The sequence below is a fragment of the Streptomyces sp. S.PB5 genome (genome assembly GCF_030403745.1).
Taxonomy (GTDB): Bacteria; Actinomycetota; Actinomycetes; order Streptomycetales; family Streptomycetaceae; genus Streptomyces.
This window is the reverse complement of the sequence record NZ_JAQMWP010000003.1, coordinates 397,619-422,231: the sequence shown is the minus strand read 5'-3', so window position 1 is coordinate 422,231 and position 24,613 is coordinate 397,619. Positions and strand designations below refer to the sequence as shown.

Below are 24,613 nucleotides of genomic sequence, written 5' to 3'. Positions count from 1 at the left end.
GCATGGCACCGGGGTTCCTGCCCCCGCCAATGCCCGCGCCGTCACAAAGCCATCACGTCCCGAACAGGTCCTGTTGTCCGTTTCCGGTGGCCGCCGAGCGGGGCGGGGTGAGGCCGAGATGCGCCCATGCGGCGGGCGTGGCGACGCGTCCGCGGGGGGTGCGGGCGAGGAGTCCCTCTCTGACGAGGAAGGGCTCGGCGACCTCCTCGACGGTCTCGCGCTCCTCCCCCACCGCGACGGCGAGTGTGGACAGGCCGACCGGGCCGCCGCCGAACAGCTTCAGCAGGGCTTCCAGGACGCCGCGGTCGAGGCGGTCGAGGCCGCGGGCGTCGACCTCGTACACCTTCAGGGCGGCCGCCGCGATGTCGCGGGTGACGATCCCGTCGGCCTTGACCTGGGCGTAGTCGCGTACGCGGCGCAGCAGGCGGTTGGCGATACGGGGGGTGCCGCGGGAGCGGCCGGCGATCTCGGCGGCGCCGTCGGTGTCGATCTCGACGTCGAGGAGGTTCGCGGAGCGGTGGATGACGCGCTGCAGTTCGGCGGGCTCGTAGAACTCCATGTGCGCGGTGAAGCCGAAGCGGTCGCGCAGCGGGGGCGGCAGCAGGCCCGCGCGCGTGGTGGCGCCGACCAGGGTGAACGGGGGCAGTTCGAGCGGGATCGCGGTGGCGCCGGGGCCCTTGCCGACGATGACGTCGACGCGGAAGTCCTCCATCGCCATGTAGAGCATCTCCTCGGCGGGCCTCGACATGCGGTGGATCTCGTCGAGGAAGAGGACCTCGCCCTCCTGGAGGGAGGAGAGAATCGCGGCGAGGTCGCCGGCGTGCTGGATGGCGGGGCCCGAGGTGATGCGGATGGGGGCGCCCATCTCGGCGGCGATGATCATCGAGAGGGTGGTCTTGCCGAGGCCGGGGGCGCCGGAGAGCAGGACATGGTCGGCGGTGGCCCCACGCGCGCGTGCGGCGCGCAGGACGAGGTCGAGCTGTTCGCGGACCTTCTCCTGGCCGATGAACTCGTCCAGGTCCTTGGGGCGCAGGGCGGCCTCGACGGCCTGGTCCTCACGGTCGGCGACGGAGCCCACCAGGCGCTCGGGGGCGGTGTCGTCGGTCGTGTCGTCCCAGTTCACTGACGTTCTCCTAGCGGGCGCGGTTCAGAGTCTGCAGGGCGGCCTTGAGCAGCTGGCCCACCTGCGGTGTGCCGCCGGCGGCCTCGGCCTGGGGTGCCACGGCGGACACGGCCTCGTCGGCTTCGCGGGTGGCGTAGCCGAGGCCGATGAGGGCGGCGTGCAGCTGGTCGCGCCAGCCCTGGGTGACGGGCGCGCCGACGGCCGGGGCGCCGATGGGCTCGCCGAGGCGGTCCTTCAGCTCCAGGAGCAGCTTCTGGGCGCCCTTCTTGCCGATGCCGGGGACGGCGATCAGCGCCTTCTCGTCGCCGGTGGCCACTGCCCTGCGCAGGGCGTCCGGGGTGTGCACGGCGAGCATGGCCTGGGCGAGGCGGGGGCCGACGCCGCTCGCGGTCTGGAGCAGTTCGAAGACCTGGCGCTCGTCGTCGTCCACGAAGCCGTACAGGGTCAGTGAGTCCTCGCGGACGACGAGGGACGTGGCGAGCTTGGCCGGCTTGCCCAGGCGGAGCGTGGACAGCGTGTTCGGCGTGCACTGCACGGCCATGCCGACCCCGCCGACCTCGACGACGGCGGCGTCGGGGGCGAGTGCGGCGATCGTGCCGCTCACGAAGGCGATCATGCCGTTCGGCCTTTCGTTGCGTTGGCTGCGTGCAGGGCGACCGCCTGCTGGAGCCGGTTCTGTGCGGGGGCGCGCCAGATGTGGCAGATGGCGAGCGCGAGGGCGTCGGCGGCGTCGGCGGGCTTGGGCGGCGCGTCGAGCCGGAGGAGCCGGGTGACCATGGCACCGACCTGGGCCTTGTCGGCGCGGCCGCTGCCGGTGACGGCGGCCTTGACCTCGCTGGGGGTGTGCAGGGCGACGGGGATGCCGCGGCGGGCGGCGCAGAGCATGGCGACGGCACTGGCCTGGGCGGTGCCCATGACGGTCCGCACGTTGTGCTGGCTGAACACCCGCTCCACGGCGACGCATTCGGGCCGGTGCTCGTCCAGCCACTGCTCGATGCCCTGCTCTACGGCGACGAGCCGCTGCCCCAACTCGGCGTCGGCGGGCGTCCGTACGACTCCGACGCCGAGCATGGTCAGCGGCCGCCCCGCGACTCCCTCGACGACGCCCACACCGCACCGCGTCAGTCCGGGGTCAACCCCGAGTACGCGCACCGCCGCTCCCCTCCCGCTCGATCGCCTGTTTGTGCAGGCTATCGGGTGCCACCGACAATGCGACGGGCCGACGGGGTGTGTCCCGTCGGCCCGTTCGAATCCGGAGCGTCGGCTCAGGCGTCGACCTTCTCCATGACCTCGTCGCTGACGTCGAAGTTGGCGAAGACGTTCTGCACGTCGTCGCTGTCCTCGAGCGCGTCGATCAGCTTGAAGATCTTCTTGGCGCCCTCCTCGTCCAGCTCGACCTGCATGGTCGGGACGAAGTTGGCCTCGGCGGAGTCGTAGTCGATGCCCGCGTCCTGGAGGGAGGTGCGGACCGCGACCAGGTCGGTGGCCTCGCTGAGGACCTCGAAGGACTCACCGAGGTCGTTGACCTCCTCGGCGCCCGCGTCCAGGACGACCTCGAGGACGTCGTCCTCGCTGAGCTCGCCCTTGGGGACGATGACGACGCCCTTGCGGTTGAAGAGGTACGACACCGAGCCCGGGTCGGCCATGGAGCCGCCGTTGCGGGTCATGGCGACACGGACGTCGGAGGCGGCGCGGTTGCGGTTGTCGGTGAGGCACTCGATGAGCACCGCGACACCGTTCGGACCGTAGCCCTCGTACATGATCGTCTCGTAGTCGGCACCGCCGGCCTCGAGACCGCCGCCGCGCTTGACCGCGGAGTCGATGTTCTTGTTCGGGACCGACTGCTTCTTCGCCTTCTGGATGGCGTCGTAGAGGGTCGGGTTGCCCTCGATGTCGACGCCGCCCATGCGGGCCGCGACCTCGATGTTCTTGATCAGCTTCGCGAAGAGCTTGCCGCGCTTGGCGTCGATCACGGCCTTCTTGTGCTTCGTCGTAGCCCATTTAGAGTGGCCGGACATCTGCCTGTCTCCTTCGCGTAACCCATTCAAACAACGAACCCCAGAGATCCTACAAGGACTCGGCAGCCCGGTTCGCGCGCACCATGTCGACGAAGAGCGAGTGCACGCGGTGGTCGCCCGTCAGCTCCGGGTGGAACGACGTGGCGAGCGCGTTGCCCTGGCGGACCGCGACGATGTGGCCGTCGTGCTCGGCGAGCACCTCGGTCTCGGCGCCGACGGACTCGACCCAGGGGGCGCGGATGAAGACGCCCTCCACAGGATCGCCCGGAACGCCCTTCACGTCGAGCGCGGCTTCGAAGGACTCGTTCTGGCGTCCGAAGGCGTTGCGGCGCACGATCATGTCGATGCCGCCGATCGTCTCCTGGCCCGAGCGCGGGTCGAGGATCTTGTCGGCCAGCATGATCATGCCCGCGCAGGTGCCGTAGACAGGCATTCCGGCACGCACACGCGCGCGTAGCGGCTCCATCACGCCGAACAGGACGGCGAGCTTGGAGATCGTGGTGGACTCGCCGCCGGGGATGACCAGGCCGTCCACCTCGGCGAGCTCCTCGGGGCGCCTGACCGGCCTGGCCACGGCGTCGGCCGCGGCCAGGGCGATGAGGTGCTCCCGGACGTCACCCTGGAGTGCGAGCACTCCGATCACGGGGTCGGTCATCACCAGCCCCGGTTCGCGTAACGCTCGGCCTCGGGGAGGGTGTCGCAGTTGATGCCGACCATGGCTTCGCCCAGGTTGCGGGACGCGTCGGCGATGATCTTCGGGTCGTCGTAGAAGGTGGTGGCCTTCACGATGGCGGCGGCGCGCTTGGCCGGGTCGCCCGACTTGAAGATGCCGGAGCCGACGAAGACACCCTCGGCGCCGAGCTGACGCATCAGGGCGGCGTCGGCCGGGGTGGCGACGCCACCGGCGGAGAACAGCACGACCGGGAGCTTGCCGAGCTCGGAGACTTCCTTGACCAGCTCGTACGGGGCGCGCAGCTCCTTGGCGGCGGCGTACAGCTCGTTGTTGTCGAAGCCGCGCAGCTTGGCGATCTCGTTCTTGATCTGGCGCAGGTGGCGGACGGCCTCGACGACGTTGCCGGTGCCGGCCTCGCCCTTGGAGCGGATCATGGCCGCGCCCTCGGCGATCCGGCGCAGGGCCTCGCCCAGGTTGGTGGCGCCGCAGACGAAGGGGGTCGTGAAGGCCCACTTGTCGGAGTGGTTGACCTCGTCGGCCGGGGTGAGGACCTCGGACTCGTCGATGTAGTCGACGCCGAGGGACTGCAGGACCTGGGCCTCGACGAAGTGGCCGATGCGGGACTTGGCCATCACGGGGATGGAGACCGCCTCGATGATCTCCTCGATCATGTTGGGGTCCGACATACGGGCGACGCCGCCGTCCTTGCGGATGTCCGCGGGGACCCGCTCCAGGGCCATGACGGCCACGGCGCCGGCGTCTTCGGCGATCTTCGCCTGCTCGGCGTTGACCACGTCCATGATCACGCCGCCCTTGAGCTGCTCCGCCATGCCGCGCTTCACGCGCGCGGTGCCGGTCTCGGGGGCCTGGTTCTCGAAGCTGGACACGGGTTGACCTCGCTGATGTGAAAAGAGGATTTCTGCAGCACCGAGGAAACGTGAACGGACCAGTCCACTGCAAGGGCCAATAGGCAGCCGGTGGATCGTTTTCCGGCCAGGGACGGGCCAGGACGGCTAGGCGGCCCGCTCCACCAGCGCCACCGGAGGCTCGTCGTCCATCTCGAACGCCATCGGGAACGGGGCGTGGCCGGCCAGCCGGAACCAGCGCACCTTGCGGTGCCGGCGCAGGGCGCGGGCGGCCCGTACGGCGTCGTTGTGGAAACGGCGGGCCATCGGCACCCGGCGCACCGCCTCGGTCAGTTCGTGGATCGCGGCCTCTCCCCCGGGTGCCTCCCGCACCGTCTCCACCTGCGGTGTCTCGGCGAAGACGGCCCGCAGGGCCTGGCTCAGATCGCTCTCGGCGACCTCCCGCTGCTCCTCCTCGGCCTGCCGGGCGGCGTGCGCGGCCTCGTAGAGGACCATCGAGGCGGCCGGGTCCAGGACACCTGCGGTGGCGAGTTCCTGGGTCACCGAGGCGCGGCGCAGCAGCTGTGCGTCCAGGGCGGCCCGGGCGGCGTCGATCCGGGAGTGCAGCCGGTCCAGTCGCCCTGCGGTCCAGCTCAGGTAGAGGCCGATCGCGATCAGGGCGACGAGGATCCAGATGAGGGTTGGGGTCACGGACGCACAGGTTACCGACGTACGGGCCGGACGCTGCGAGCCCCTCGGCCCCCGGCCCGCCTATGTGCCGCGCCCTGTGCGGGCCCTCAGTCCCGGGCCAGCCCGAACCGGGACAGCAGCCCCGGGTTCCGGTCGTCCTCGGCCGCCGCGACGGCCGCAGCGCCCGCGGTCACCGTCTCGTACACGGACAGGATGTCCGCGCCGACCGTCGACCAGTCGAACCGCCGTACATGGGCGCTCCCGCGTTCCCGGAGCTCCTTGCGCCGCTCGGGGTCGGCGAGCAGGCGCAGGGCCGCCTCCGCCAGCGCGTCCGCGTCCTCGTTGGCGAAGAGTTCGCCCGCCGCGCCCTGGTCGAGCACCTGGGCGAAGGCGTCCAGGTCCGAGGCGAGCACGGGGGCCCCGGCCGACATGGCCTCGACCAGGATGATCCCGAAGCTCTCGCCGCCGGTGTTGGGAGCGACGTACACGTCGACACTGCGCAGGAAGCGCGCCTTGTCCTCGTCGCTGACCATGCCGAGGAACTCCACGCGCGAGCGGAGTTCCGCGGGCAGCGACTCCACCGCCTCCTCCTCGTCACCGCGTCCGGCCACCAGGAGCCGGGTCTGCGGGCGCTCGGCGAGGATCTTCGGCAGGGCCTTCATGAGGACCGGCAGGCCCTTGCGGGGCTCGTCGATGCGGCCGATGAAGCCGAGGGTGTCGCCCTGCCACTCGGGGTTGGGCTCGGCCTTGGCGAAGAAGTCGACGTCGACGCCGTTGGGGATGACGACCGCGTCGCCGCCGAGGTGTTCCACCAGCGTGCGCCGGGCGTACTCGCTCACCGCGATCCGCGCGCTGATCTTCTCCAGGGCGGCCTGGAGGATCGAGTACGCGGCGATCATCGCCTTGGAGCGCGGGTTGGAGGTGTGGAAGGTCGCCACCAGCGGGCCCTGTGCCGCCCAGCAGGCCAGCAGGCCTAGCGAGGGCGAGGACGGCTCGTGGATGTGGACGACGTCGAACTCGCCGTCGTGCAGCCAGCGTCGCACGCGTGCCGCGCTCAGGAAGCCGAAGTTCAGCCGGGCCACCGAGCCGTTGTAGGGCACCGGCACCGCGCGGCCCGCCGAGACGACGTACGGGGGCAGCGGGGTGTCGTCGTCGGCCGGGGCGAGGACGGAGACGTCGTGGCCGAGGCCGATGAAGTACTCGGCGAGGTCGCGGATGTGGAACTGGACGCCGCCCGGCACGTCCCAGGAGTACGGGCAGACGATGCCGATTCTCACGCGGTCCCCCCGGAGGGCGTGTGCGCGGGGTCGAGATCCTTGAGCCACAAGCGCTGCAGCATGTGCCAGTCCTCCGGATGGTCGGCGATGCCCGAGGCGAAGGCATCGGCCAGCGCCTGTGCCATGACAGACGTCTTTTCGGCCCGGGTGCCTGTCTCGGGCACCTCGACCGGTGGATGCACCCTGCCCCGCATCACGGGCGAGTCGTCGTACCAGAGCGTCACCGGCAGCAGCAGCGCGCCGGTCTGCTGGGCGAGGAGTGCGGGGCCCGCGGGGATCCGGGTGGCCTCGCCGAAGAACCGGACCTCCACGCCGGAGGAGGACAGGTCGCGCTCGGCGACCAGGCAGACCAGGCCGCCGTCGCGCAGCCGCCGGGCCAGGGTGCCGAAGGCGGTGCCGCCGCTGTGCGGCAGGACCTCCATACCGAGGCCCTCGCGGTAGGCGACGAAACGGTCGTACAGGGTCTCGGGCTTGAGCCGTTCCGCCACGGTCGTGAAGGGGGTTTCGAGCTTGGTGGTGACCCAGGCGCCGGCGAGGTCCCAGTTGGCCATGTGCGGCAGCGCCAGGATGACGCCCCGGCCGGAGGCGAGGCCCTCCGTGAGGTGGTGCAGGTCCTTGGGGTCGAAGCCGCCCTTGATGCGTTCCTTGCTCCAGGCGGGGAGCCGGAAGGACTCCATCCAGTAGCGCAGGTACGAGCGCATGCCCGCGCGGGACAGCTCCCGGAGTCGCTCGGGGCTCGCGTCGGGCATCACGCGCGCGTAGTTGCTCTCCAGGCGGCGCACGCCCTTGCCGCGCTGCTTCCAGGCGAGGTCGGCGATGGTCCGGCCCAGCCGCACGGCGACCGGCTCGGGGAGCTTCTTCACCGCTCCCCAGCCGAGGCCGTACAACGCGTCGGTGAGCCGGTCCTGGGCACTCACTTGGCCGCCTCGCTCCCCTGGGTCTCCTGCGCGGTGGCCGCGTCGGCCTCCGCCGCCTCGCGACGGACCGTGACGACCCGCTGGATCAGCGTCACCAGGCTGCCCACGGCGACGATCCACAGGGCGATCGGCAGCAGGTACTGGATGCCCGGCACACCGAACTTGTGCAGTCCGGCGAGACCGGCCGCGACCAGCGAGATCACCAGTCGCTCGGCCCGCTCGACGAGCCCGTTGACCGCGACCGGCAGCCCGATCGACTCACCCCTGGCCTTGGTGTACGACACCACCTGGCCGCTCGCCAGACAGAAGATCGAGACCGCGCACAGCACGAGGTCGTCGCCGTCACCGGCGTACCAGAGGATGAAGCCGCCGAAGATCGCGCCGTCGGCGACCCGGTCGAGGGTGGAGTCCAGGAAGGCACCCCAGCGGCTGGAGCGGCCGAGCTGACGGGCCATGTTGCCGTCGACCAGGTCGGAGAACACGAACAGCGTGATCACGATCGTGCCCCAGAAGAACTCGCCCATGGGGAAGAAGACCAGGGCCCCCGCGACCACCCCGGCGGTGCCGAGCAGCGTCACCGTGTCGGGGCTGACGCCCCTTCTGATGAGGAATGAGGCGAACGGTGTGAGGACACGCGTGAAGAATGCACGCGCGTACTTGTTCAGCATGGCCTTCCCGAGGGTCGGTGTGGCCGCGCGGCCCCTGCTGGCCACCGGCTGGCCCATCGTAGCCACGCGCGCGCGTGTGCGAACGCCGGGCACTCGCGCCCCGTGTCACGGCCCTATGGCATACGGGTAACGGCGCGATCGCGTCCGCTGTATGGACGCACCGTGACGGGAGTGGAAAGCTCGAAGAACCGCGGGCGTCACCGGAGCCGCCAACGCGGATCCGCACGTCCGCGCCCACAGTGACCTCACCGTGCACGGGAGGCAAGGCCATGGGCGACAAGGCGAACGCACACCCCGGAGCCGCCGGAAGGGCAACAGCGGCCGACCACCCCGCGTCCGTACGGAATGTGGTGCTGGTCGGCCACTCCGGATCGGGCAAGACGACATTGGTGGAAGCTCTCGCGCTCACCGCGGGAGCAGTGAACAGGGCGGGCCGTGTGGAGGACGGCGGCACCGTCTCCGACTACGACGAGATCGAGCACCGGCAGAACCGTTCGGTGCAGCTCTCCCTGGTGCCCGTCGAATGGGACGGCATCAAGGTCAATCTTCTCGACACCCCCGGATACGCCGACTTCGTCGGGGAACTCAGGGCCGGTCTGCGAGCGGCGGACGCGGCCCTTTTCGTTGTCTCCGCCTCCGACGGCGTGGACGGCTCGACCCGGATGGTGTGGGAGGAGTGCGCGGCCGTCGGCATGCCGCGCGCGATCGTCATCACACACCTGGAGGCCGCGCGGGCAGACTTCGAGGAGATGACCCGGACCTGCGCGGAGGCGTTCGGCGGGGACGACCCCGACGCCGTGCTCCCGCTGTATCTGCCGCTGCACGGCCCGCAGGGGCCGGACGGGCACGCGCCCGTGACCGGTCTGACCGGCCTGCTGTCGCAGAAGCTGTTCGACTACTCCTCCGGAGAGCGCAAGGAGTCCGAGCCGGGCGAGGACCAGCTGCCCCAGATCGAGGACGCCCGCAACCGGCTGATCGAGGGGATCATCGCCGAGAGCGAGGACGAGACCCTCATGGACCGCTATCTCGGCGGTGAGCAGGTCGACGTCAAGACGCTGATCGAGGACCTGGAGCGGGCCGTCGCGCGCGGGGTCTTCTTCCCCGTCCTGGCCGCCGCCCCCGCGGCGGAGGGCGCCAAGCAGGGGCTCGGCACGGTCGAGGTGCTTGAGCTCATCACACGCGGCTTCCCGACGCCGTTCGAGCACCCCACGCCGGGCGTCACGACCATCGACGGCAAGCCGCGCGAGATCAAGGCATGCGACACGGACGGTCCGCTGGTGGCGGAGGTCGTGAAGACGTCCTCCGACCCCTATGTCGGCCGGATCTCCCTGGTCCGCATCTTCTCCGGCACCCTGCGCCCCGACGAGACGGTGCATGTCTCCGGGCACGGCCTGTCCGACCGCGGGCACGAGGACCACGACGTCGACGAACGCGTCGGCGCGCTGTCCACCCCCTTCGGCAAGCAGCAGCGCCCGGTGACGCACGCCATCGCCGGCGATCTGGTGTGCGTGGCCAAGCTCAGCCGCGCGGAGACCGGCGACACCCTCTCGGCCAAGGACGACCCGCTCCTGATGGAGCCCTGGGAGATGCCCGACCCGCTGCTGCCGCTCGCCATCCAGGCGCACAGCAAGGCGGACGAGGACAAGCTCTCGCAGGGCCTCGCCCGGCTGGTCGCCGAGGATCCGACGATGCGGCTCGAACAGAACCAGGACACCCACCAGGTCGTCCTGTGGTGCCTGGGCGAGGCCCACGCCGACGTGGCGCTGGAGCGGCTGCGCAGCCGGTACGGCGTCCAGGTCGACGTCATCCCGCACAAGGTCTCCCTGCGGGAGACGTTCGCCGCGAAGTCGGGCGGCCGCGGCCGGCATGTGAAGCAGTCCGGCGGGCACGGGCAGTACGCCATCTGCGAGATCGAGGTGGAGCCGCTGCCGGGCGGTTCGGGCATCGAGTTCGTGGACAAGGTCGTCGGCGGCGCGGTGCCGCGGCAGTTCATCCCGTCGGTCGAGAAGGGCGTACGTGCCCAGGCGGCCAAGGGAGTCGCCGCCGGGTACGCGCTCATCGACGTACGGATCACGCTGCTGGACGGCAAGGCGCACTCGGTGGACTCCTCCGACGCCGCGTTCCAGACGGCCGGGGCGCTGGCGCTGCGGGAGGCGGCGGCCGACGCGAAGATCCATCTCCTGGAGCCGGTGGCCGAGGTGAGCGTCCTGGTCGGCGACGACTACGTGGGCGCCGTGATGAGCGACCTGTCCGGGCGGCGCGGCCGGGTGCTCGGCACCGAGCAGACCAGCGGGAACCGCACGGTGGTCAAGGCGGAGGTGCCGGAGATCGAGATCGGCCGGTACGCCGTCGATCTGCGCTCCCTGTCGCACGGCACGGCCCGCTTCAACCGCTCCTACGCACGGCACGAACCGATGCCGCCGCAGATCGCGGAGCGGATCCGGGAGGAGGCGCGGGACTCCTAGCACGGGAAGGCGACTCCCGTCGTGTGAAAAGGCACGCGACTGACGGCAGTTGGCACCGGGAACACTACAAGTGGCTTTTGTGGAACGCTCCCCTCCGAGTCGGCGGGCGGCTTCGGCCGTCCGCCGACGAATGTCGGTGGCGGCGGATACGCTGAGGGCAGTGATCAAGTCGTCCCCGCAATACGGGGCGGCCTGATCAACAGGTGTGCGGGGCAGGGAAGTCGGGAAGGCCGCAGGAGCGGGAACGGCGGCGATCGGGGGCGGGAATGACCGTTGAGGCCGGTTACGAGAGTGTCTTCGGACCTCAGGTGCCGCGCTCGGGTGACGAGAGCCAGACGGCGACGTTCGCCCTGGCTTCCGCGGCCTACCGGGACAACCCGGTCGAGGAGATAACCAAGGCCAACAGCGAGTGGCACGAGACGACCGTCAAGGACGGCAAGATCAAGCTGTTCAAGCCCAACCTCGGCGAGGCCTTCTCCCGGGCCGTGATCGAGCGCATGATCGGCACCGGCCGCAAGCCCCTCATCCAGTCCTTCGGCACCGAGCCCCAGGTCGTGGTCGACCACTGCCTGGCCGCCTACCGGCTGCGCCGTGAGCGCGACAAGAAGCTGTCGGCCGTCATGGTGCTGTGCGGCCTGCTGTTCCTGCCCGGGCTCCTGGTGGGGCTCCTGGTCTTCCAGATCCGCGCCACCATCGACAAGAACCCCAACAAGCGGGCCTCCGCGCTCGCCACGGCCCTGCTCGTCGGCGTCGGGGCGCTCGGCGTGCTCTTCCTCGTCAAGATGCCGTTCACGGGCTTCTGGGCCTGGTACGCACGCGCGTGCGTGGTGGCGCCCGTTCTCGGCTGGTTCTGGGCCAAGCAGATCTGCGACAGCGCGGCGAAGGACCTGCGGGCGCGCTGGGACGGCCTGATCGCGGGCAGCAGCGTCGGCGCCCGGGTCCCCGAGGCGGTGCCGACCAGCCCCGGCGAGACCCAGGCCGAGCAGATGCGCCAGTCACTGGCCAAGCTGAGCGCCGAGCAGCAGTCCAACCACATCTTCTACGCCGGCCCCAAGGGCATCCTGGGCATGGGCACCCGCTGGGGCAGCTGGCAGCTCGCCGAGGACCTGACCCCGGCCGACCCGGACCGGGAGATCCATCCGTTCCGCAGCTGGGACGTCATCCGCGCCATCCACGACCGGCTGCGGATGCTGGAGCGGAACACCATCAACACGGGCGGCTTCCCGAAGGCGTCGATACGGCACTGGATCGTCACGCCGATCGCGGAGGGCGCCAAGGCGGTGGCCCGGACCGAGCAGTCCGCGGACATCGAGGCCTTCCAGCACCGGTCCCACTCGATACAGGACATCTGCAACAAGCAGCAGTTCGGCAGCGGGGACCGGCACTACCTCGGGGTGCAGTGGACGCTGTGGGACGGCCAGTTGATCCTCACGATGATGATCACCGTGACCGTGCTGCACGAGACGCTGCGCATCGAGGTGACCGGCCACGCACTGGGCCCGGTGAACTCCCTGTTCATGGGTGGGCCCGAGGCGCCGACGAAGGACGTCCCGAAGTCGCTGAAACCGTGGGAGACCCGCAAGGTGAGCCTCCCGCTGGTCCCCACCAACGAGGTCGTGCGCCTCGCCGTCCGCGCGCCCCTGTCCTGGTATCCGCCTCTGCTGAACTGGCTCGGGGGCACGATCGCCCTGCCCGAACCCTTCGGCCTGCGGCACGTGTGGGCGGACAAGCCCTGGCGTCACCGGTTCATGGCCGACGACGCGATGCGCGCCGCGACACCGGTGCTGCGGGTGGTGCACGCCGCGGCGATCAAGGTCCTTGAGGACAACGGCGTCGACACGGAGAAGTTCGGCACCAGGTCGGCGTTCCTCAGCACGGCGATCCAGGACCCCGCGCCCAGGAAGGCCGACCTGTACGACGCGTAACCGCCTACGCGGGCCAGGCGTCCGCCAGCATCTTCCGTGTATCGGCGAGCAGTTGCGGCAGCACCCGGGTGTGCCCCACGACCGGCATGAAGTTGGTGTCCCCTCCCCAGCGCGGCACGATGTGCTGGTGGAGGTGGGCGGCGATCCCGGCGCCCGCCACCGACCCCTGGTTCATGCCGATGTTGAAGCCGTGGGCGCCGGACGCGCTGCGCAGCGCGGTCATGGCCTGCTTGGTCAGGGCCGCGAGCTCGACCGTCTCCGGCTCGGTGAGGTCCGTGTAGTCGGCGACATGACGGTAGGGCACGACCATCAGATGGCCGCCGTTGTACGGGTACAGGTTCAGCACCGCGTACACCTGCTCGCCGCGCCGGACGATCAGGCCGTCCTCGTCGGACTTGGCCGGGATCGAGCAGAAGGGGCAACCGTCGTCGGCACCCGGGCCGGTCGGCTTGTTCTCGCCCTGGATGTAGGCCATCCGGTGGGGCGTCCACAGACGCTGGAACGCGTCCTGGGTCCCCACTCCCCACTGCTGCTCCGGCTCACTCGTCATGCAGGGAAGCATATGGCTTCGCCCGTTCGCGGCGTGTCGCCGGGGTTGCGTGACCAGCCCCGCGGGCGAAGCTGGGCCGGTGGACGACGACAGCACCGAGGCCCGCTGGGAGCGGCGCACCGAGCTCCCCCTCGCCGTGGCGTCGCTGGCGTTCCTGGCCTCGTACGCGATCCGCGTCCTGGCCGAGGAACTGCCGGACGTCTGGCTCGACCTGTGCCTCGCGGTGACCCTGGCCGCCTGGCTGCTGTTCGCGCTCGACTACGCGGTGCGCTGGCGGCTCAGCGGCCGGCGGCTGGGCTTCGTACGGACGCACTGGCTGGACACCTTGGTGCTGCTCCTGCCGCTCCTGCGTCCGCTGCGGGTCGTGAAGGTGTACGAGGCCGTCCAGCGGCGGCACGGGCGGCCCCGGCTCGCGCTGCACGCGCGCGTGATGGTGTACGCCGGGCTGTCGACGCTGCTGCTCGGCTTCGCGGGCTCCCTCGCCGTCTACCAGCAGGAGCGGGACGCCGACGGAGCGACCATGCGGACCTTCGGGGACGCCGTGTGGTGGACGTCCGCCACGCTCGCGACCGTCGCCTACGGCGACATCGCGCCGGTGACCCCCGTGGGACGCCTGATCGCGATCGGCGTGATGGCCGTCGGCCTGGCCCTGCTGGGCGCGGTCACCGGCACGTTCGCCTCCTGGCTGCTGCAGGTGTTCGCGCGCGAGGACGACGAGAGGCCCCCGGGAAGCTGAGCCTCCCGAGGGCCTCCGTGTGCCACAGGGCGATCAGACCTGCGCCCGCTCCTCGACGACCTTCGCGATCTTGGCGATGGCCTCGTCGAACGGGATGCCGTTCTCCTGCGAGCCGTCGCGGTAGCGGAAGGACACCGAGCCGGCCGACATGTCCTCGTCGCCCGCGATGACCATGAAGGGCACCTTCTGCTTCTGGGCGTTGCGGATCTTCTTCTGCATCCGGTCCGAGGAGGCGTCCACCTCGACCCGCAGCCCCTGCTTCTTCGCGGCGGCGGCGAACTTCTCCAGGTACTCCACGTGCGCGTCGCCGATCGGGATGCCGATCGCCTGGACCGGGGCCAGCCACGCCGGGAAGGCGCCCGCGTAGTGCTCCAGGAGCACCGCGAAGAACCGCTCGATGGAGCCGAACAGCGCGCGGTGGATCATGACCGGGCGCTGCTTGGAGCCGTCCGGGCCCGTGTACTCCAGGTCGAAACGCTCGGGGAGGTTGAAGTCGAGCTGGATGGTCGACATCTGCCAGGTGCGGCCGATGGCGTCCTTGGTCTGCACGGAGATCTTCGGGCCGTAGAAGGCGGCGCCGCCCGGGTCCGGGACCAGCGGGAGACCCTGCTTCTCGGCGACCTGGCGGAGCGTCTCGGTCGCCTCCTCCCAGACCTCGTCGGTGCCGACGAACTTCTCCGGGTCCTTGGTGGACAGCTCCAGGTAGAAGTCGGTCAGACCGTAGTCCCGCAGCAGGCCGAGGACGAAGGTGAGCGTCTTGTCGAGCTCCTCCGACATCTGCTCACGGGTGCAGTAGATGTGCGCGTCGTCCTGCGTGAAGCCACGCGCGCGGGTGAGGCCGTGCACGACGCCCGACTTCTCGTACCGGTACACGGTCCCGAACTCGAACAGGCGCAGCGGCAGTTCACGGTAGGAGCGGCCGCGCGCGTCGAAGATCAGGTTGTGCATCGGGCAGTTCATGGGCTTGAGGTAGTAGTCCACGCCCTCGTCGAGCTGCATGGGCGGGTACATGCCGTCGGCGTACCAGTCCAGGTGCCCGGACTGCTCGAAGAGCTTCCCCTTCGTCGCGTGCGGGGTGTAGACGAACTCGTAGCCCTCCTCCTCGTGGCGGCGGCGCGAGTAGTCCTCCATGACCCGGCGGATGATGCCGCCCTTGGGGTGGAAGACGGCGAGGCCGGAGCCGATCTGCTCGGGGATCGAGAACAGGTCGAGCTCGGAGCCCAGCTTGCGGTGGTCGCGCTTCTCGGCCTCGGCGAGGAAGTCGAGGTAGCCCTTGAGCTCGTCCTTGGTCGGCCACGCGGTGCCGTAGATGCGCTGGAGCATGGGGTTCTTCTCGCTGCCGCGCCAGTAGGCGGCCGCGTTGCGCATCAGCTTGAACGCCGGGATGTTGCGGGTGGAGGGCAGGTGGGGACCGCGGCAGAGGTCCTTCCAGCACAGCTCGCCGGTCTTGGCGTCGAGGTTGTCGTAGATCGTCAGCTCACCGGCGCCGACCTCGACGTCCGCGCCGTCGTCGGAGGAAGCCGAGCCCTTGAGGCCGATCAGCTCCAGCTTGTACGGCTCGGAAGCGAGCTCCTCGCGAGCCGCCTCGTCGGTCACCGCACGGCGGGAGAACTTCTGCCCGCGCTTCTGGATCTCCTGCATCTTCTTCTCGATGGCCTTGAGATCCTCGGGCGTGAACGGCTTCTCCACGTCGAAGTCGTAGTAGAAGCCGTCCTTGACCGGCGGGCCGATGCCCAGCTTGGCCTCGGGGAAGAGCTCCTGCACGGCCTGCGCCATGACGTGCGCGGTGGAGTGGCGCAGGATGTTCAGACCGTCCTCGGAGGAGATCTCGACGCCCTCGACGGTCTCGCCGTCCTGGACCACGTACGCCAGGTCCTTCAGCTCACCGGCCACGCGCGCGGCGATGATCGAGCGCTCGCCGGCGAAGAGCTCGGCGGCCGTGGTGCCCGTCGTCACCGTGCGCTCTTCCCGCTCGGAATCGCGTTGGATGATCACACGGACGTCTGACACCGGTCTCTCCTGACTGAAGGTGGATGCGGGCGCCGTACCGTGAGCGCGCGCAATAGGGGATCGTACCGACCCCGCACCCTCCTCCGCGAAATCAGTCCCCTCCGGGGGCCTCTCCGCAGGCTTCCTCGAAGAAGTCGAGATTCTCCTGGAGGGACTTCATCAGCCGGTCCCGCTCCGCCTCGTCGACCTGCACGGGTACGACGCCGGAGGCGCCGGTGAGCCGACGGAACCCGCCCCGGCTCTCCAGCCGCCCGTGCACCCGCACCGGCAGCCCGACGAGGTGCGCGTGCCCGGCGATCCGGTACGACTCCTCGTCCAGGGTGAGGCGGACGTGCGGCACCTCGGCGCCGGCGAGCACCCGCAGCCGTACGCTGCCCTCGCCGCGTGGCCCCGACCTGCGCATCCGCACCACGGCACCGGTGATCCGCACCGCGACGGACGGCTCCTCGCGCAGATAGCGGGCCCCGGCCTCGCGCAGCACGGACAGGTCGCCCGGCGAGAACTCGACCGGCTCCACCCCTGCCGCGCAGTCCGCGGGCACCCCGGCGGCCGGTGCCCACTCGACGGCGATGCGCGCCCCCTCCGTACCGCGCACGAGCGCGATCAGCGCCTCGGTGAGCTCACGGCTGACGCCCGCCTCGACAGCCGCGTCGAAGGCGTCCATGCCACCGGTGGCCCGCTGGTAGTCGATGGCCTCGCGGGCGGCGTACAGCGCCTGGTGGAGGCGTACGGCGAGGGGGCGTCCGGTGCCGACGGGCACGAAGGCGGTCAGGCCGCCGCCGGTGGCGGAACCGACGAGGGTGCTGTCCAGGAGCGCGGCCGCGGCGCGGCGGTGGCGGGCGCCGTAGTAGCCGGCACGCGCGCGCGTGGCGAGGGCGCCCGCGAGCAGCATCTGGCGGGCGGCGGCCCGCAGCTGTTCCTCCACCATCCAGGGCGCGGTCCCCGCGGGCCCGGTCGGTACGTCCCGCCACCAGCGGATCTCGTCGCTGGGCACGGCAAGGCCGACGAGGACCTCGCGGGCGGAGGGCGTGCCGCTGCGGGCGAGCGCGACGAGCGCCTCGCCGAGCAGGTCGTCGCTGTCGGGGAAGGCCCGGTTCTCGGGCACCAGCAGGCTCGTTCCGCCGGTGCCCGGTCCCGGCGGGGTCCAGCGTCCGTAGCGTCCGGGGGCGCCGCCGCGCCGCTGCCAGCCGTGCCGGTGCAGCAGGGCGCCGAGGACGGCGGGGTCGACCTCGTCGGGCTCGGGGGCGCGGTCCCATGCGGCATCGGCGGGGTGCGGGCGCACGGGCCGCAACACCTCTTCCATGGGCCGGTGGGTCATGGTCTGCCTCCCGTCCCGACCCGCGTCATGATCTCGCACAGCGCCCGGTCGTCGAAGATGCGTGAGGTCGGTATCCGCACGGTGGTCCGGGTCCGGCCGGTGATCGGGTGGCCGGCCAGGTTGACCCAGTAGCAGCAGTGCCGCAGGTCCAGGCGGTCGTGGCTGGCGCGCAGCCACTCGTCCTGGGATCTCGGCACGAGCATGACGACGAGGATCTTGTGCACCGAGACGGGGGTGCGCGCGAGCTTGCGCAGGTGGTCGTTGTCGAGCGTGAAGGAGAAGAACCGGCCCGGCGGGTTCGGCGGTACCTGGTAGGTGCACTTGAGCTGCACCTTGATGGTGACCTCGTCGTCCACCGTGTGCCCCGGCGAGCCGTGACTGACGTGCCAGTCGATGCCGTTGTCCGGAAAGGGCTGCGACAACGAGCAGCCGGCCGCCGCCGCGACGGCGTGCAGATAGCCCACCTGCAAGGTCTCCATGCAGGCGGTGGTGGCGAGTGTGCCGCGAAGGGGGCCCGTGCGCTCGGGCAGCAGCCCGCCCCGCTCGGGCTGCGCTATCGCCATGACCAACAGCCTTCCACGTTCAGTGAATCCGCACCGCGGGTCGCTGAACTGCAAAGACCCGTATTCCTGTTGTGTCCTTCCGGCGTACGGCGCAAACAGCCCGGGTATCACCAAAATGGCAGAAGACGGTGCGTCAGCTGCCGTGGGTGAACGAGGGGTTGTGTAGGTATGACGTGCTGGTACGAGGGGCCCCTGGCCGCCTTCGACACGGAGACCACGGGTGTCGACGTCGAGACCGACCGGATCGTGTCGGCCGCCGTCGTCGTCCAGGACGCCCCGGGGACCCGGCCGCGGGTGACCCGATGGCTGGTGAACCCGGGTGTGCCGGTGCCGGAGGCGGCGACGGCGGTGCACGGACTGACGGACGACCATCTCCAGCGCAACGGCCGCTGGCCGGCGCCGGTGATGTACGAGATAGCGGAACAGCTGGCCGAACAGGCCGCCGCGGGCCGCCCGTTGGTGGTCATGAACGCGCCGTTCGATCTGACCATCCTGGACCGGGAGTTGCGCCGGCATCGCGCCTCGTCCCTGGACCATTGGTTCCGGTCGTCACCGCTGCTGGTGCTGGACCCGAGGGTCCTGGACAAACACCTGGACCGCTACCGCAAGGGCCGCCGCACCCTGACGGACCTGTGCGCGCACTACGAGGTCACCCTGGACGGCGCGCACGACGCGGGCGCGGACGCGCTGGCGGCCCTGGACGTCGTACGGGCGGTGGGGCGCCGTTTCGCGGCGCGGCTCGAGCGGTTGTCACCGAACGAACTGCACCACCTGCAGACGGGCTGGCACGCGGCGCAGGCGCGGGGGCTGCAGGCGTGGTTCGCGCGCAGTGGCACCCCGGAGGCGGTGGACCCGGCGTGGCCGCTGCGCCCGGACGTGCCGGCTGAGGCCGCCTGAGCGGGAGCCGGAACAAAAAGAAGCCGGTCCGTGTGATACGGACCGGCTTTCTCCCGGTGGGCGATACTGGGTTCGAACCAGTGACCTCTTCGGTGTGAACGAAGCGCTCTCCCACTGAGCTAATCGCCCGGGAACGCACTGAACAATACAGGTCCCCGCGCCTTTCCTTCAAACCGCTTCCAAGTACGCGGCCAGCCCCCGCCGTCCGGCCCGCATCATCAGCCAGTGGTTGGCCCGGAACACCGGCCGCCCGGGCACGGCGAGCCGTCTGAGGAGCGGCTTGTGCACGTGGACCTCCTGTGCGTAGCGGGCAAGGCTCCCGGTGCCGTCCCCGACGATCGTCCAGCGTGCCCACCCCTCCAGATCCCCGGTCATGGCGATCTCCAGCACCCCGGCCGCCCGGTCGCGCCGCACCTCGCGCGCGGTGAACACCAGGTCGTACGGCAGGGTGGCGCGGATCGTGATGACGCCGGTGGTGTCGTCGAGACGGTCCACCTCGCGGACCTGGGGCCACCAGCGGGGGTAGTCCTCGGCCTGTTCCAGCACGTCGTAGACGGTGGCGGGCGTCGCGGGCAGGGCCCATTGCGTGCGGAAGCGGTAATGGCTCCAGTCCATGCACAGAGTCTGCCCGGAGGGATCTGAGTACGTTCTGAGTACGCGCACTCATGCCCTGTGGCGTGACCCGGACCACACTCCAGGGCATGACGCAGATCCCGCCCCCGGCCGAGGAGCTCCGGCTCCTCGATGCCGAGTTGTGGCAACTCGACCGCCGCCGGGCCCAGTTGCTGGCCCGACGGGCGTGGCTGGTCGCCACGCTGCAGCCGCGGCCGACGAAGCCGGCCCCCGTGACATCGCCCCGCCCGGAGACCAGCGCACCCGGCGTGCAGAACGCCCTGCTGCTGCTCGGCGGTGTCCTGCTGACCATTGCCGCGATGGTGTTCACGCTGGTCAGCTGGGGTCACCTGGGGATCGCCGGCCGGGGCACGGTGCTCGGCGCGGTCACGCTGGCCGTCCTTTCCGCCCCGCTGCTCCTGGTGAAGCGGGGGCTGCGTTCGACGGCCGAGTCGGTGGCGGGCCTGGGTCTGGTGCTGACGGTGCTCGACGCGTACGCCCTGTACGCCGTGGCCTTCCCGGACACGGACGGCGAGGGTTACACGGCCGTCGCGTCGGCCCTGCTGGCGGCGGTGTGGACGGCGTACGGCCGGCTGCCCGGGGCGTCCGAGCTGCGCCTTCCCCTCCCGGCCGCGCTGACCGCGGCCCAACTCCCGCTGCTCCTCTGGGCGACCGCGGCCTCCGCGGGCGCTCACGGAGTCGCGGCCGCGCTGCTGGTGACGGCCGCGTTCGACACAGTTGTCGCGCTCCGGGTGACCCTGAACTCCGTACGTGCCGTCGCCGTTGTGGGCGCGTACGGTCTGGGCGCCTCGGGCGCGCTGACGGCCGGTGCGCTCTCCTGGGCGGCCACCGGTCCGAGCGCCGCCGCCCGTGCGGCGGCGCTCGTCCTCCTCGGGGCGGCGATCGCCCTGGGCGCGGCGTGGCGCGGCGGCCTGAGCAAGGGCCACGCCGCCGGCCTCGCCGCGGCCTTTGGCCTCCTCACGGTCGCCGCCCTGGCCGGCACGGCCCGCCCCGCGATGCCGGACACCTGGACGGTTCCGGCCCATCTCGCCTGCGGAATCGCCCTGTTGGCGGCCGTACGCCTCGACCGGCTGCCGCAGCCGGTACGGACCGGTCTGACCTGGGCCTCCGCCGCCGTCCAGGCGCTCGCGGTGCTGTGGGCGCTGCCGCTCGTGGCGATCACCCTGCTGGGCCCGGTCGCCTGGACGTCCCGGGCCTGGTCCGGAGCGCCGGCGGACATCCGTGACGCGGTGACCCTGGACGCCCCCTGGCCGCCGGACACGGCGACGGCCCCGCTGGTCCTGGTGGCCGTGGCGGCGGTCCTGGCCCTGACCGTGCGGAACACCGACCGGCGCCCCCGGGCCGTGAGCGGCGCGCTGGTCCTCACCTGGGCGGCGGCCCTGACCCTCCCGGCGGTCCTGGAACTCCCCTACACGACAGGCCTGTTGACTCTCGGCGCCCTGACGGCGGTCACCCTCGCAGCCCCGTACACCCAACCGACCACGACGATCCTCGCCCTGGCCACCTCCGTGGGCCTCTCCTTCACCGCCCTGGCGTCCCAGACGGCGACCCTGACCACGCTCACCGCCCTCACCGCGTTCTTCGCGGCGGTCTCCTGGCGGCACACGTCGCTCACGGCCCCGGCCGCCCTGTCGTACGCCACCGCGCTCGCCTGCGCGACAGGAGCGGCCGCGGACTGGCCGCCGCACCACACCGCCCTGCTGGTCCTGGCGGTCCCGGTGGCCGCGGCGCTGATCGCACCACGGGTGCACGACCGCGTCCCCATCGAGGTGACCGGAGCCGCGGCCGCGCTCCTGGCCATCGGCCTGGCGGTCACCGACCTGCCGATGCTCGCCCTGGTCCTGGCCGTGTGCGCAGTGATCGCCGCGGGCACGGCGATCCGCCCGGACCGCCACCCCGTCGGCTACGCGGCCGCCGTCCTGTTCGTCCTGGCGACCTGGGTGCGCCTGGCCGCCTGGGACGTGACGATGCCCGAGGCGTACACGGTCCCGGTGACGATCCCGGCCCTGCTCATCGGCCACCTGCGCAGGCTCCGCGCCCCCGAGACCTCGTCCTGGACGGCGTACGCCCCCGGTCTGGCCGCCACCCTCCTCCCGAGCCTGGCGACGGCCTGGACCGACCCCGACTGGACCCGCCCCTTGCTCCTGGGCCTGGCGGCCCTGTCCCTCACCCTGTTGGGCGCAGGCCACAACCTCAAGGCCCCGCTGGTACTGGGGGGTTCCGTCCTGACTTTGGACGCCCTGCACGAGTTGGCCCCGTACATCGCCCAGGTGACCGATGCACTCCCCCGCTGGGTACCGCCGGCCTTGGCGGGCCTCCTGCTGCTGACACTGGGGGCGACGTACGAGCAGCGCATCAGGGATGTCCGGAGGGTGCGAGATGCCCTAGGGAAGATGCACTGACCTGTTTGGGGGCGCGGGGCCGCATCAATGTGCGGCTACCGCCGCGTGGGCGCGCCCAGCCACAAACGGCCCGCAGTTCCCCACAACCGAAGCCCTACGAAGGCATCTTGTCCCCGAGCAGCGCCAGATTCTCAATGGCGGCAAGCCCGTACAACGCAGTGTCATTCGTAGACACCCACGCCGCCTCACTACCCGCTACCAACGCCACGGGCCCGCTCAACTCCTCCGTCTTCCAGGGCGAGGACTCCTTGTACCCGTCGGAGTTGTAGAACTTCTGCCACGCCCGCGCAGCGAGCTTCTCGTCCCCGGTCCGCACCGCCGCATACGCGTCGAGCCGCGAGTGCCCCTGGAACAGCAGCAGCGTCCCGAAGTTGGACCCGTAGCGAGCCGCCTGCTCGGCCTTCGTGGCGTTGAAGTACCGGCAGTAGTCGTAGTACGCCTCGTTGAACTCCGGGATGTCGACGAGGTCGATGAGTTCGGCACACAGCTCGTTGAGCCCGAACACGGCGGACAGATGCGAGACCCCGACCACCGGCGCCGAGGCGATCGCGAACTTACCGGTGTCGAGGTCGTACAGCCCGCTCCCCTGCACGAACCCGTTCGGCTGGGCGCCGATCGTCTCCATGGTCGACAGCACCCGCGCCTTGGCCTTCTCCCACTTCGGCCCCTTGCGCTCCCACTCGGTCAGCCACGCCGACACGAGCCCGCTCCAGTCCGTGCCGAACCCGATCGACAGGGCGTGCCGGTCGGGCGTGTAGGGCTCGGTGCGGATCTTGCGGATCGGGTCGAGGACGAGGAACGTCTCGTCGGAGTCGACGTTGGCGTGCATGAGGTCGCCGACGCGCTCGTCCGCGGTGAGGAAGTAGTAGTAGCGGCGGTACGTCGTGTTGGCGATGCGCTGCTGCTTGGCGCTGTCGGCGTAGTGCTGGACGCCGTGCCGGGTGCCGAGCCCCGCCCACTTGCCGAGGTGGTAGACGTCGACCTCGCCGGTGTGCCGGGTCATCGCCTCGGCGAACCGGAAGATGTCCGAGCGGCCGGAGCGCAGATACGCGAACCACAGCCAGAGGTCCGGCGAGAGCTCGGAGTTGTCCCACGCGTAGCCGCCGATGTCGTACCGCCACTGGTGCCTGACGGTGTCATAGGTGTGCATGATGTCGCCGTAGTCCCAGAAGCCGTACCAACGGCGCTGCTCCACCTGGTCCTTGTAGTAGGTGAAGAGGAAGTCGAGGTGGTCCTCGATCTTCGCCTTGGCCGGGGTGGACCGGTCCGGCTCGGAGTACAGCCCCGGCCCGAAGACCTTCGCCTTGATGAGCTGCCTGGGCGGCGCGGCGAGCTGCGGCAACACCCGTACGGCTTCGACCTGTTCGGCGAGCCTCGCCGGGGTGGGGGTCGACTCGTTGGCCCAGAACAGCAGTTCCGAGGTGCGGGCGATGCCGTACGGCGTGCCGAACTCCGGTTCGTAGTCCTCGTAGGTGATGTTGAGGCCTTCGAGCTGTTCGGCGAAGGTGTCCTGCCCCATGCCGTCGTGGTAGAAGCGCAGGTCCATGGGCTGTGCCTCGGGCGACCAGAGCCAGAGGGTGACCTCGGCCTCGTCGGTGTGGGCGTCGCGGATGTCGAGCTGGGCCGGGAACTTCTCCCAGAAGTCCCTGAGGCCGAAGGAGAATCCGCCGCTGACGCCACCGACATAGCCGAACCCGGAGGCCCGCCTGCCGCCGCCGGCGCCGATCCAGCCGTGCCCCTTCTTGGTGCGCTTGCGCAGGGTGAAGCCGTCGGCGGAGAGCTGGGAGAGGGTGTAGTCGCCCCACTCGGGGATGTACTGGAGGCGGGTGGTGACCCGCTGGTCCCAGGTGGCCGGGTCGGGCAGCTTCTGGCCCGCGTACTGCGCCGCCTGCACGGCCGCACCGGGATCGCGGCGCAGACCCGTGATGCCCTTGACCGCTTCCCGCAGCAGACCGGTCCCCTCACCACCGATGCGGATGTGCCGGTCGTACGACTGGTCCCGCATCGGCACGTTGAACCGGACGCCGATGCCGCGGATGAAGTCCCCGCTGGCCTTGCCCGGTTCCTGGGTGCCGTCGAAGGTGATGGTGTGCACCATCCGGAAGGAGTCGGCGCCCGCGTAGAAGTACAGGCGGATGGAGAACGGCAGCCAACTGCGGTTCCCCTTGCGGTGCTTGCCGTCGATGCGGACGACCGCGCGGACCGGCCCCTCCTGCTCGACGGTGACCTCGGAGATGGCCCCGTCGAAGCGCTCGGTCTTGACCGCGCCCTGGTCCTCGTCCTCGATCTCGGGCTGGCGGATCAGGACGAGCTTGCCGTTTCTGGCGATCTCGATGGAGCCGCGGGTGACCGACTTGATGAGCGTGGCACCGGACTTGCCGATCTTCGCCGTGATGACACCCGTGGACACGGTGACGGTGCCGCCGCTCTTGTCGACGGTGACCTTCTTCTCCGGTACGGCGGTCTCGCCCGCGGTCAGCGTGAGCTTGCCGTTGCCCGAACTGACGGCGTGGGCGGTCCACTTGAGGGAGCCGTCCGGCCAGTAGGCGATGGGCCAGGACTGCACGGGCACGGCCTTGCCGTCGGCGTCCGTGATCGCGAAGGTCTGGTCCTCCTGATGGACGCCCTTCGGCCAGGGCACGCCGAGCGTGGAGCCGGGCGCGGCACCGAGGCCGCCGTCCTCCAGCCAGTCCAGGACCACGGGCGAGTCGTCGGCCTCCGCGGCTCTCGGCGCGGCCTGCGCGTCCTTGGCTCCTAGCGCCCAGCTGAACTGTGCGGCGGCACCGGCGACGGCGGCCGCCTTGAGGATGGACCTGCGGGGGATGGGGGACATGGCCTTTCCTTTCCGTGCGGGAAGTCTTTTTCCATGCAGCTGGCCAGGGGCATGACAGAGAGAGGTACGA

At 70.8% G+C, this 24,613-nt stretch carries 21 protein-coding genes and 1 tRNA gene; 5 read left to right on the top strand and 17 right to left on the bottom strand.

The window, feature by feature from the left end:
- Positions 1-52: 52 nt before the first annotated feature.
- From ruvB to pgsA, 10 genes are all read right to left on the bottom strand, one after another.
- Positions 53-1,123 carry a Holliday junction branch migration DNA helicase RuvB gene (gene ruvB / locus PH203_RS10795; protein WP_289919076.1) on the bottom strand — a complete coding sequence of 357 codons (1,071 nt, stop codon included), beginning with the start codon at positions 1,121-1,123 and terminating at the stop codon, positions 53-55.
- Positions 1,124-1,133: 10 nt separating this feature from the next.
- Positions 1,134-1,739 (bottom strand): Holliday junction branch migration protein RuvA, encoded by a 606-nt coding sequence (gene ruvA / locus PH203_RS10790; RefSeq protein ID WP_289919073.1) that lies wholly within the window; start codon positions 1,737-1,739, stop codon positions 1,134-1,136.
- Entirely contained in the window at positions 1,736-2,275 is a 540-nt protein-coding gene (ruvC, locus tag PH203_RS10785) for a crossover junction endodeoxyribonuclease RuvC (RefSeq protein ID WP_289919070.1), read from the bottom strand. The genes ruvA and ruvC overlap by 4 nt, the downstream gene beginning before the upstream one ends.
- A gap of 113 nt (positions 2,276-2,388) precedes the next feature.
- Positions 2,389-3,141, bottom strand: a complete 753-nt coding sequence (locus tag PH203_RS10780; RefSeq protein ID WP_289919068.1) for a YebC/PmpR family DNA-binding transcriptional regulator — start codon at positions 3,139-3,141, stop codon at positions 2,389-2,391.
- 49 nt (positions 3,142-3,190) lie between these two features.
- The gene (pdxT, locus tag PH203_RS10775) at positions 3,191-3,796 is read right to left on the bottom strand and encodes a pyridoxal 5'-phosphate synthase glutaminase subunit PdxT (RefSeq protein ID WP_289919066.1); all 606 of its coding nucleotides are present in this window, start codon (positions 3,794-3,796) and stop codon (positions 3,191-3,193) included.
- Positions 3,796-4,701 carry a pyridoxal 5'-phosphate synthase lyase subunit PdxS gene (pdxS, locus tag PH203_RS10770; RefSeq protein WP_289919065.1) on the bottom strand — a complete coding sequence of 302 codons (906 nt, stop codon included), beginning with the start codon at positions 4,699-4,701 and terminating at the stop codon, positions 3,796-3,798. The genes pdxT and pdxS overlap by 1 nt, the downstream gene beginning before the upstream one ends.
- A gap of 126 nt (positions 4,702-4,827) precedes the next feature.
- Entirely contained in the window at positions 4,828-5,370 is a 543-nt protein-coding gene (locus PH203_RS10765; protein WP_289919062.1) for a hypothetical protein, read from the bottom strand.
- Between the two features lie 86 nt (positions 5,371-5,456).
- On the bottom strand, positions 5,457-6,626 hold the full coding sequence (locus PH203_RS10760) for a glycosyltransferase family 4 protein (protein WP_289919060.1): 1,170 nt from the start codon (positions 6,624-6,626) through the stop codon (positions 5,457-5,459).
- Positions 6,623-7,543: a phosphatidylinositol mannoside acyltransferase gene (locus PH203_RS10755; RefSeq protein ID WP_289919058.1), complete on the bottom strand. Its 921-nt coding sequence runs from the start codon at positions 7,541-7,543 to the stop codon at positions 6,623-6,625. The genes PH203_RS10760 and PH203_RS10755 overlap by 4 nt, the downstream gene beginning before the upstream one ends.
- Positions 7,540-8,268 carry a phosphatidylinositol phosphate synthase gene (pgsA, locus tag PH203_RS10750; RefSeq protein WP_289919452.1) on the bottom strand — a complete coding sequence of 243 codons (729 nt, stop codon included), beginning with the start codon at positions 8,266-8,268 and terminating at the stop codon, positions 7,540-7,542. Before pgsA ends, PH203_RS10755 begins: the two co-directional genes overlap by 4 nt.
- A 212-nt stretch (positions 8,269-8,480) precedes the next feature.
- Between pgsA and PH203_RS10745 the strand changes: the two genes are divergently transcribed.
- Together PH203_RS10745 and PH203_RS10740 are read left to right on the top strand one after the other, a co-directional pair.
- Positions 8,481-10,676, top strand: coding sequence for an elongation factor G-like protein EF-G2 (locus PH203_RS10745; RefSeq protein WP_289919054.1), 2,196 nt, complete (start codon positions 8,481-8,483; stop codon positions 10,674-10,676).
- A 266-nt stretch (positions 10,677-10,942) separates the two neighbouring features.
- Positions 10,943-12,601, top strand: a complete 1,659-nt coding sequence (locus PH203_RS10740; RefSeq protein WP_289919052.1) for a hypothetical protein — start codon at positions 10,943-10,945, stop codon at positions 12,599-12,601.
- A 4-nt stretch (positions 12,602-12,605) separates the two neighbouring features.
- Here the strand turns inward: PH203_RS10740 and PH203_RS10735 are convergent, their stop codons facing one another.
- Positions 12,606-13,163 carry an HIT domain-containing protein gene (locus PH203_RS10735; protein ID WP_289919051.1) on the bottom strand — a complete coding sequence of 186 codons (558 nt, stop codon included), beginning with the start codon at positions 13,161-13,163 and terminating at the stop codon, positions 12,606-12,608.
- Positions 13,164-13,230: 67 nt separating this feature from the next.
- On the opposite strand from PH203_RS10735, the gene PH203_RS10730 reads away from it, so the two are divergent.
- On the top strand, positions 13,231-13,887 hold the full coding sequence (locus PH203_RS10730) for a potassium channel family protein (RefSeq protein ID WP_289919049.1): 657 nt from the start codon (positions 13,231-13,233) through the stop codon (positions 13,885-13,887).
- A gap of 33 nt (positions 13,888-13,920) precedes the next feature.
- On the opposite strand, the gene thrS is transcribed toward PH203_RS10730, so the two are convergent.
- The 3 genes from thrS to PH203_RS10715 all read right to left on the bottom strand — a co-directional run bounded on the left by thrS (position 13,921) and on the right by PH203_RS10715 (position 17,778).
- Positions 13,921-15,897, bottom strand: a complete 1,977-nt coding sequence (thrS, locus tag PH203_RS10725) for a threonine--tRNA ligase (protein ID WP_289919047.1) — start codon at positions 15,895-15,897, stop codon at positions 13,921-13,923.
- A 91-nt stretch (positions 15,898-15,988) separates the two neighbouring features.
- The gene (locus PH203_RS10720) at positions 15,989-17,215 is read right to left on the bottom strand and encodes a hypothetical protein (RefSeq protein ID WP_289919045.1); all 1,227 of its coding nucleotides are present in this window, start codon (positions 17,213-17,215) and stop codon (positions 15,989-15,991) included.
- Complete coding sequence (locus PH203_RS10715) at positions 17,212-17,778, bottom strand: DUF4365 domain-containing protein (RefSeq protein ID WP_289919042.1); 567 nt, start codon at positions 17,776-17,778, stop codon at positions 17,212-17,214. Before PH203_RS10715 ends, PH203_RS10720 begins: the two co-directional genes overlap by 4 nt.
- 168 nt (positions 17,779-17,946) lie before the next feature.
- Here PH203_RS10715 and PH203_RS10710 point away from each other — a divergent pair, with 168 nt between their 5' ends.
- Positions 17,947-18,675 (top strand): 3'-5' exonuclease, encoded by a 729-nt coding sequence (locus PH203_RS10710; protein ID WP_289919041.1) that lies wholly within the window; start codon positions 17,947-17,949, stop codon positions 18,673-18,675.
- A 57-nt stretch (positions 18,676-18,732) separates the two neighbouring features.
- Here PH203_RS10710 and PH203_RS10705 read toward each other — a convergent pair.
- Positions 18,733-18,804 (bottom strand) — tRNA-Val (locus PH203_RS10705).
- Positions 18,805-18,843: 39 nt separating this feature from the next.
- Positions 18,844-19,290 (bottom strand): SRPBCC family protein, encoded by a 447-nt coding sequence (locus tag PH203_RS10700; RefSeq protein ID WP_289919036.1) that lies wholly within the window; start codon positions 19,288-19,290, stop codon positions 18,844-18,846.
- A gap of 50 nt (positions 19,291-19,340) precedes the next feature.
- Between PH203_RS10700 and PH203_RS10695 the strand changes: the two genes are divergently transcribed.
- Entirely contained in the window at positions 19,341-21,710 is a 2,370-nt protein-coding gene (locus PH203_RS10695; protein ID WP_289919034.1) for a hypothetical protein, read from the top strand.
- 94 nt (positions 21,711-21,804) lie between these two features.
- Here PH203_RS10695 and PH203_RS10690 read toward each other — a convergent pair whose 3' ends face one another.
- Positions 21,805-24,543, bottom strand: coding sequence for a Tat pathway signal sequence domain protein (locus tag PH203_RS10690; RefSeq protein WP_289919032.1), 2,739 nt, complete (start codon positions 24,541-24,543; stop codon positions 21,805-21,807).
- Positions 24,544-24,613: the final 70 nt, after the last annotated feature.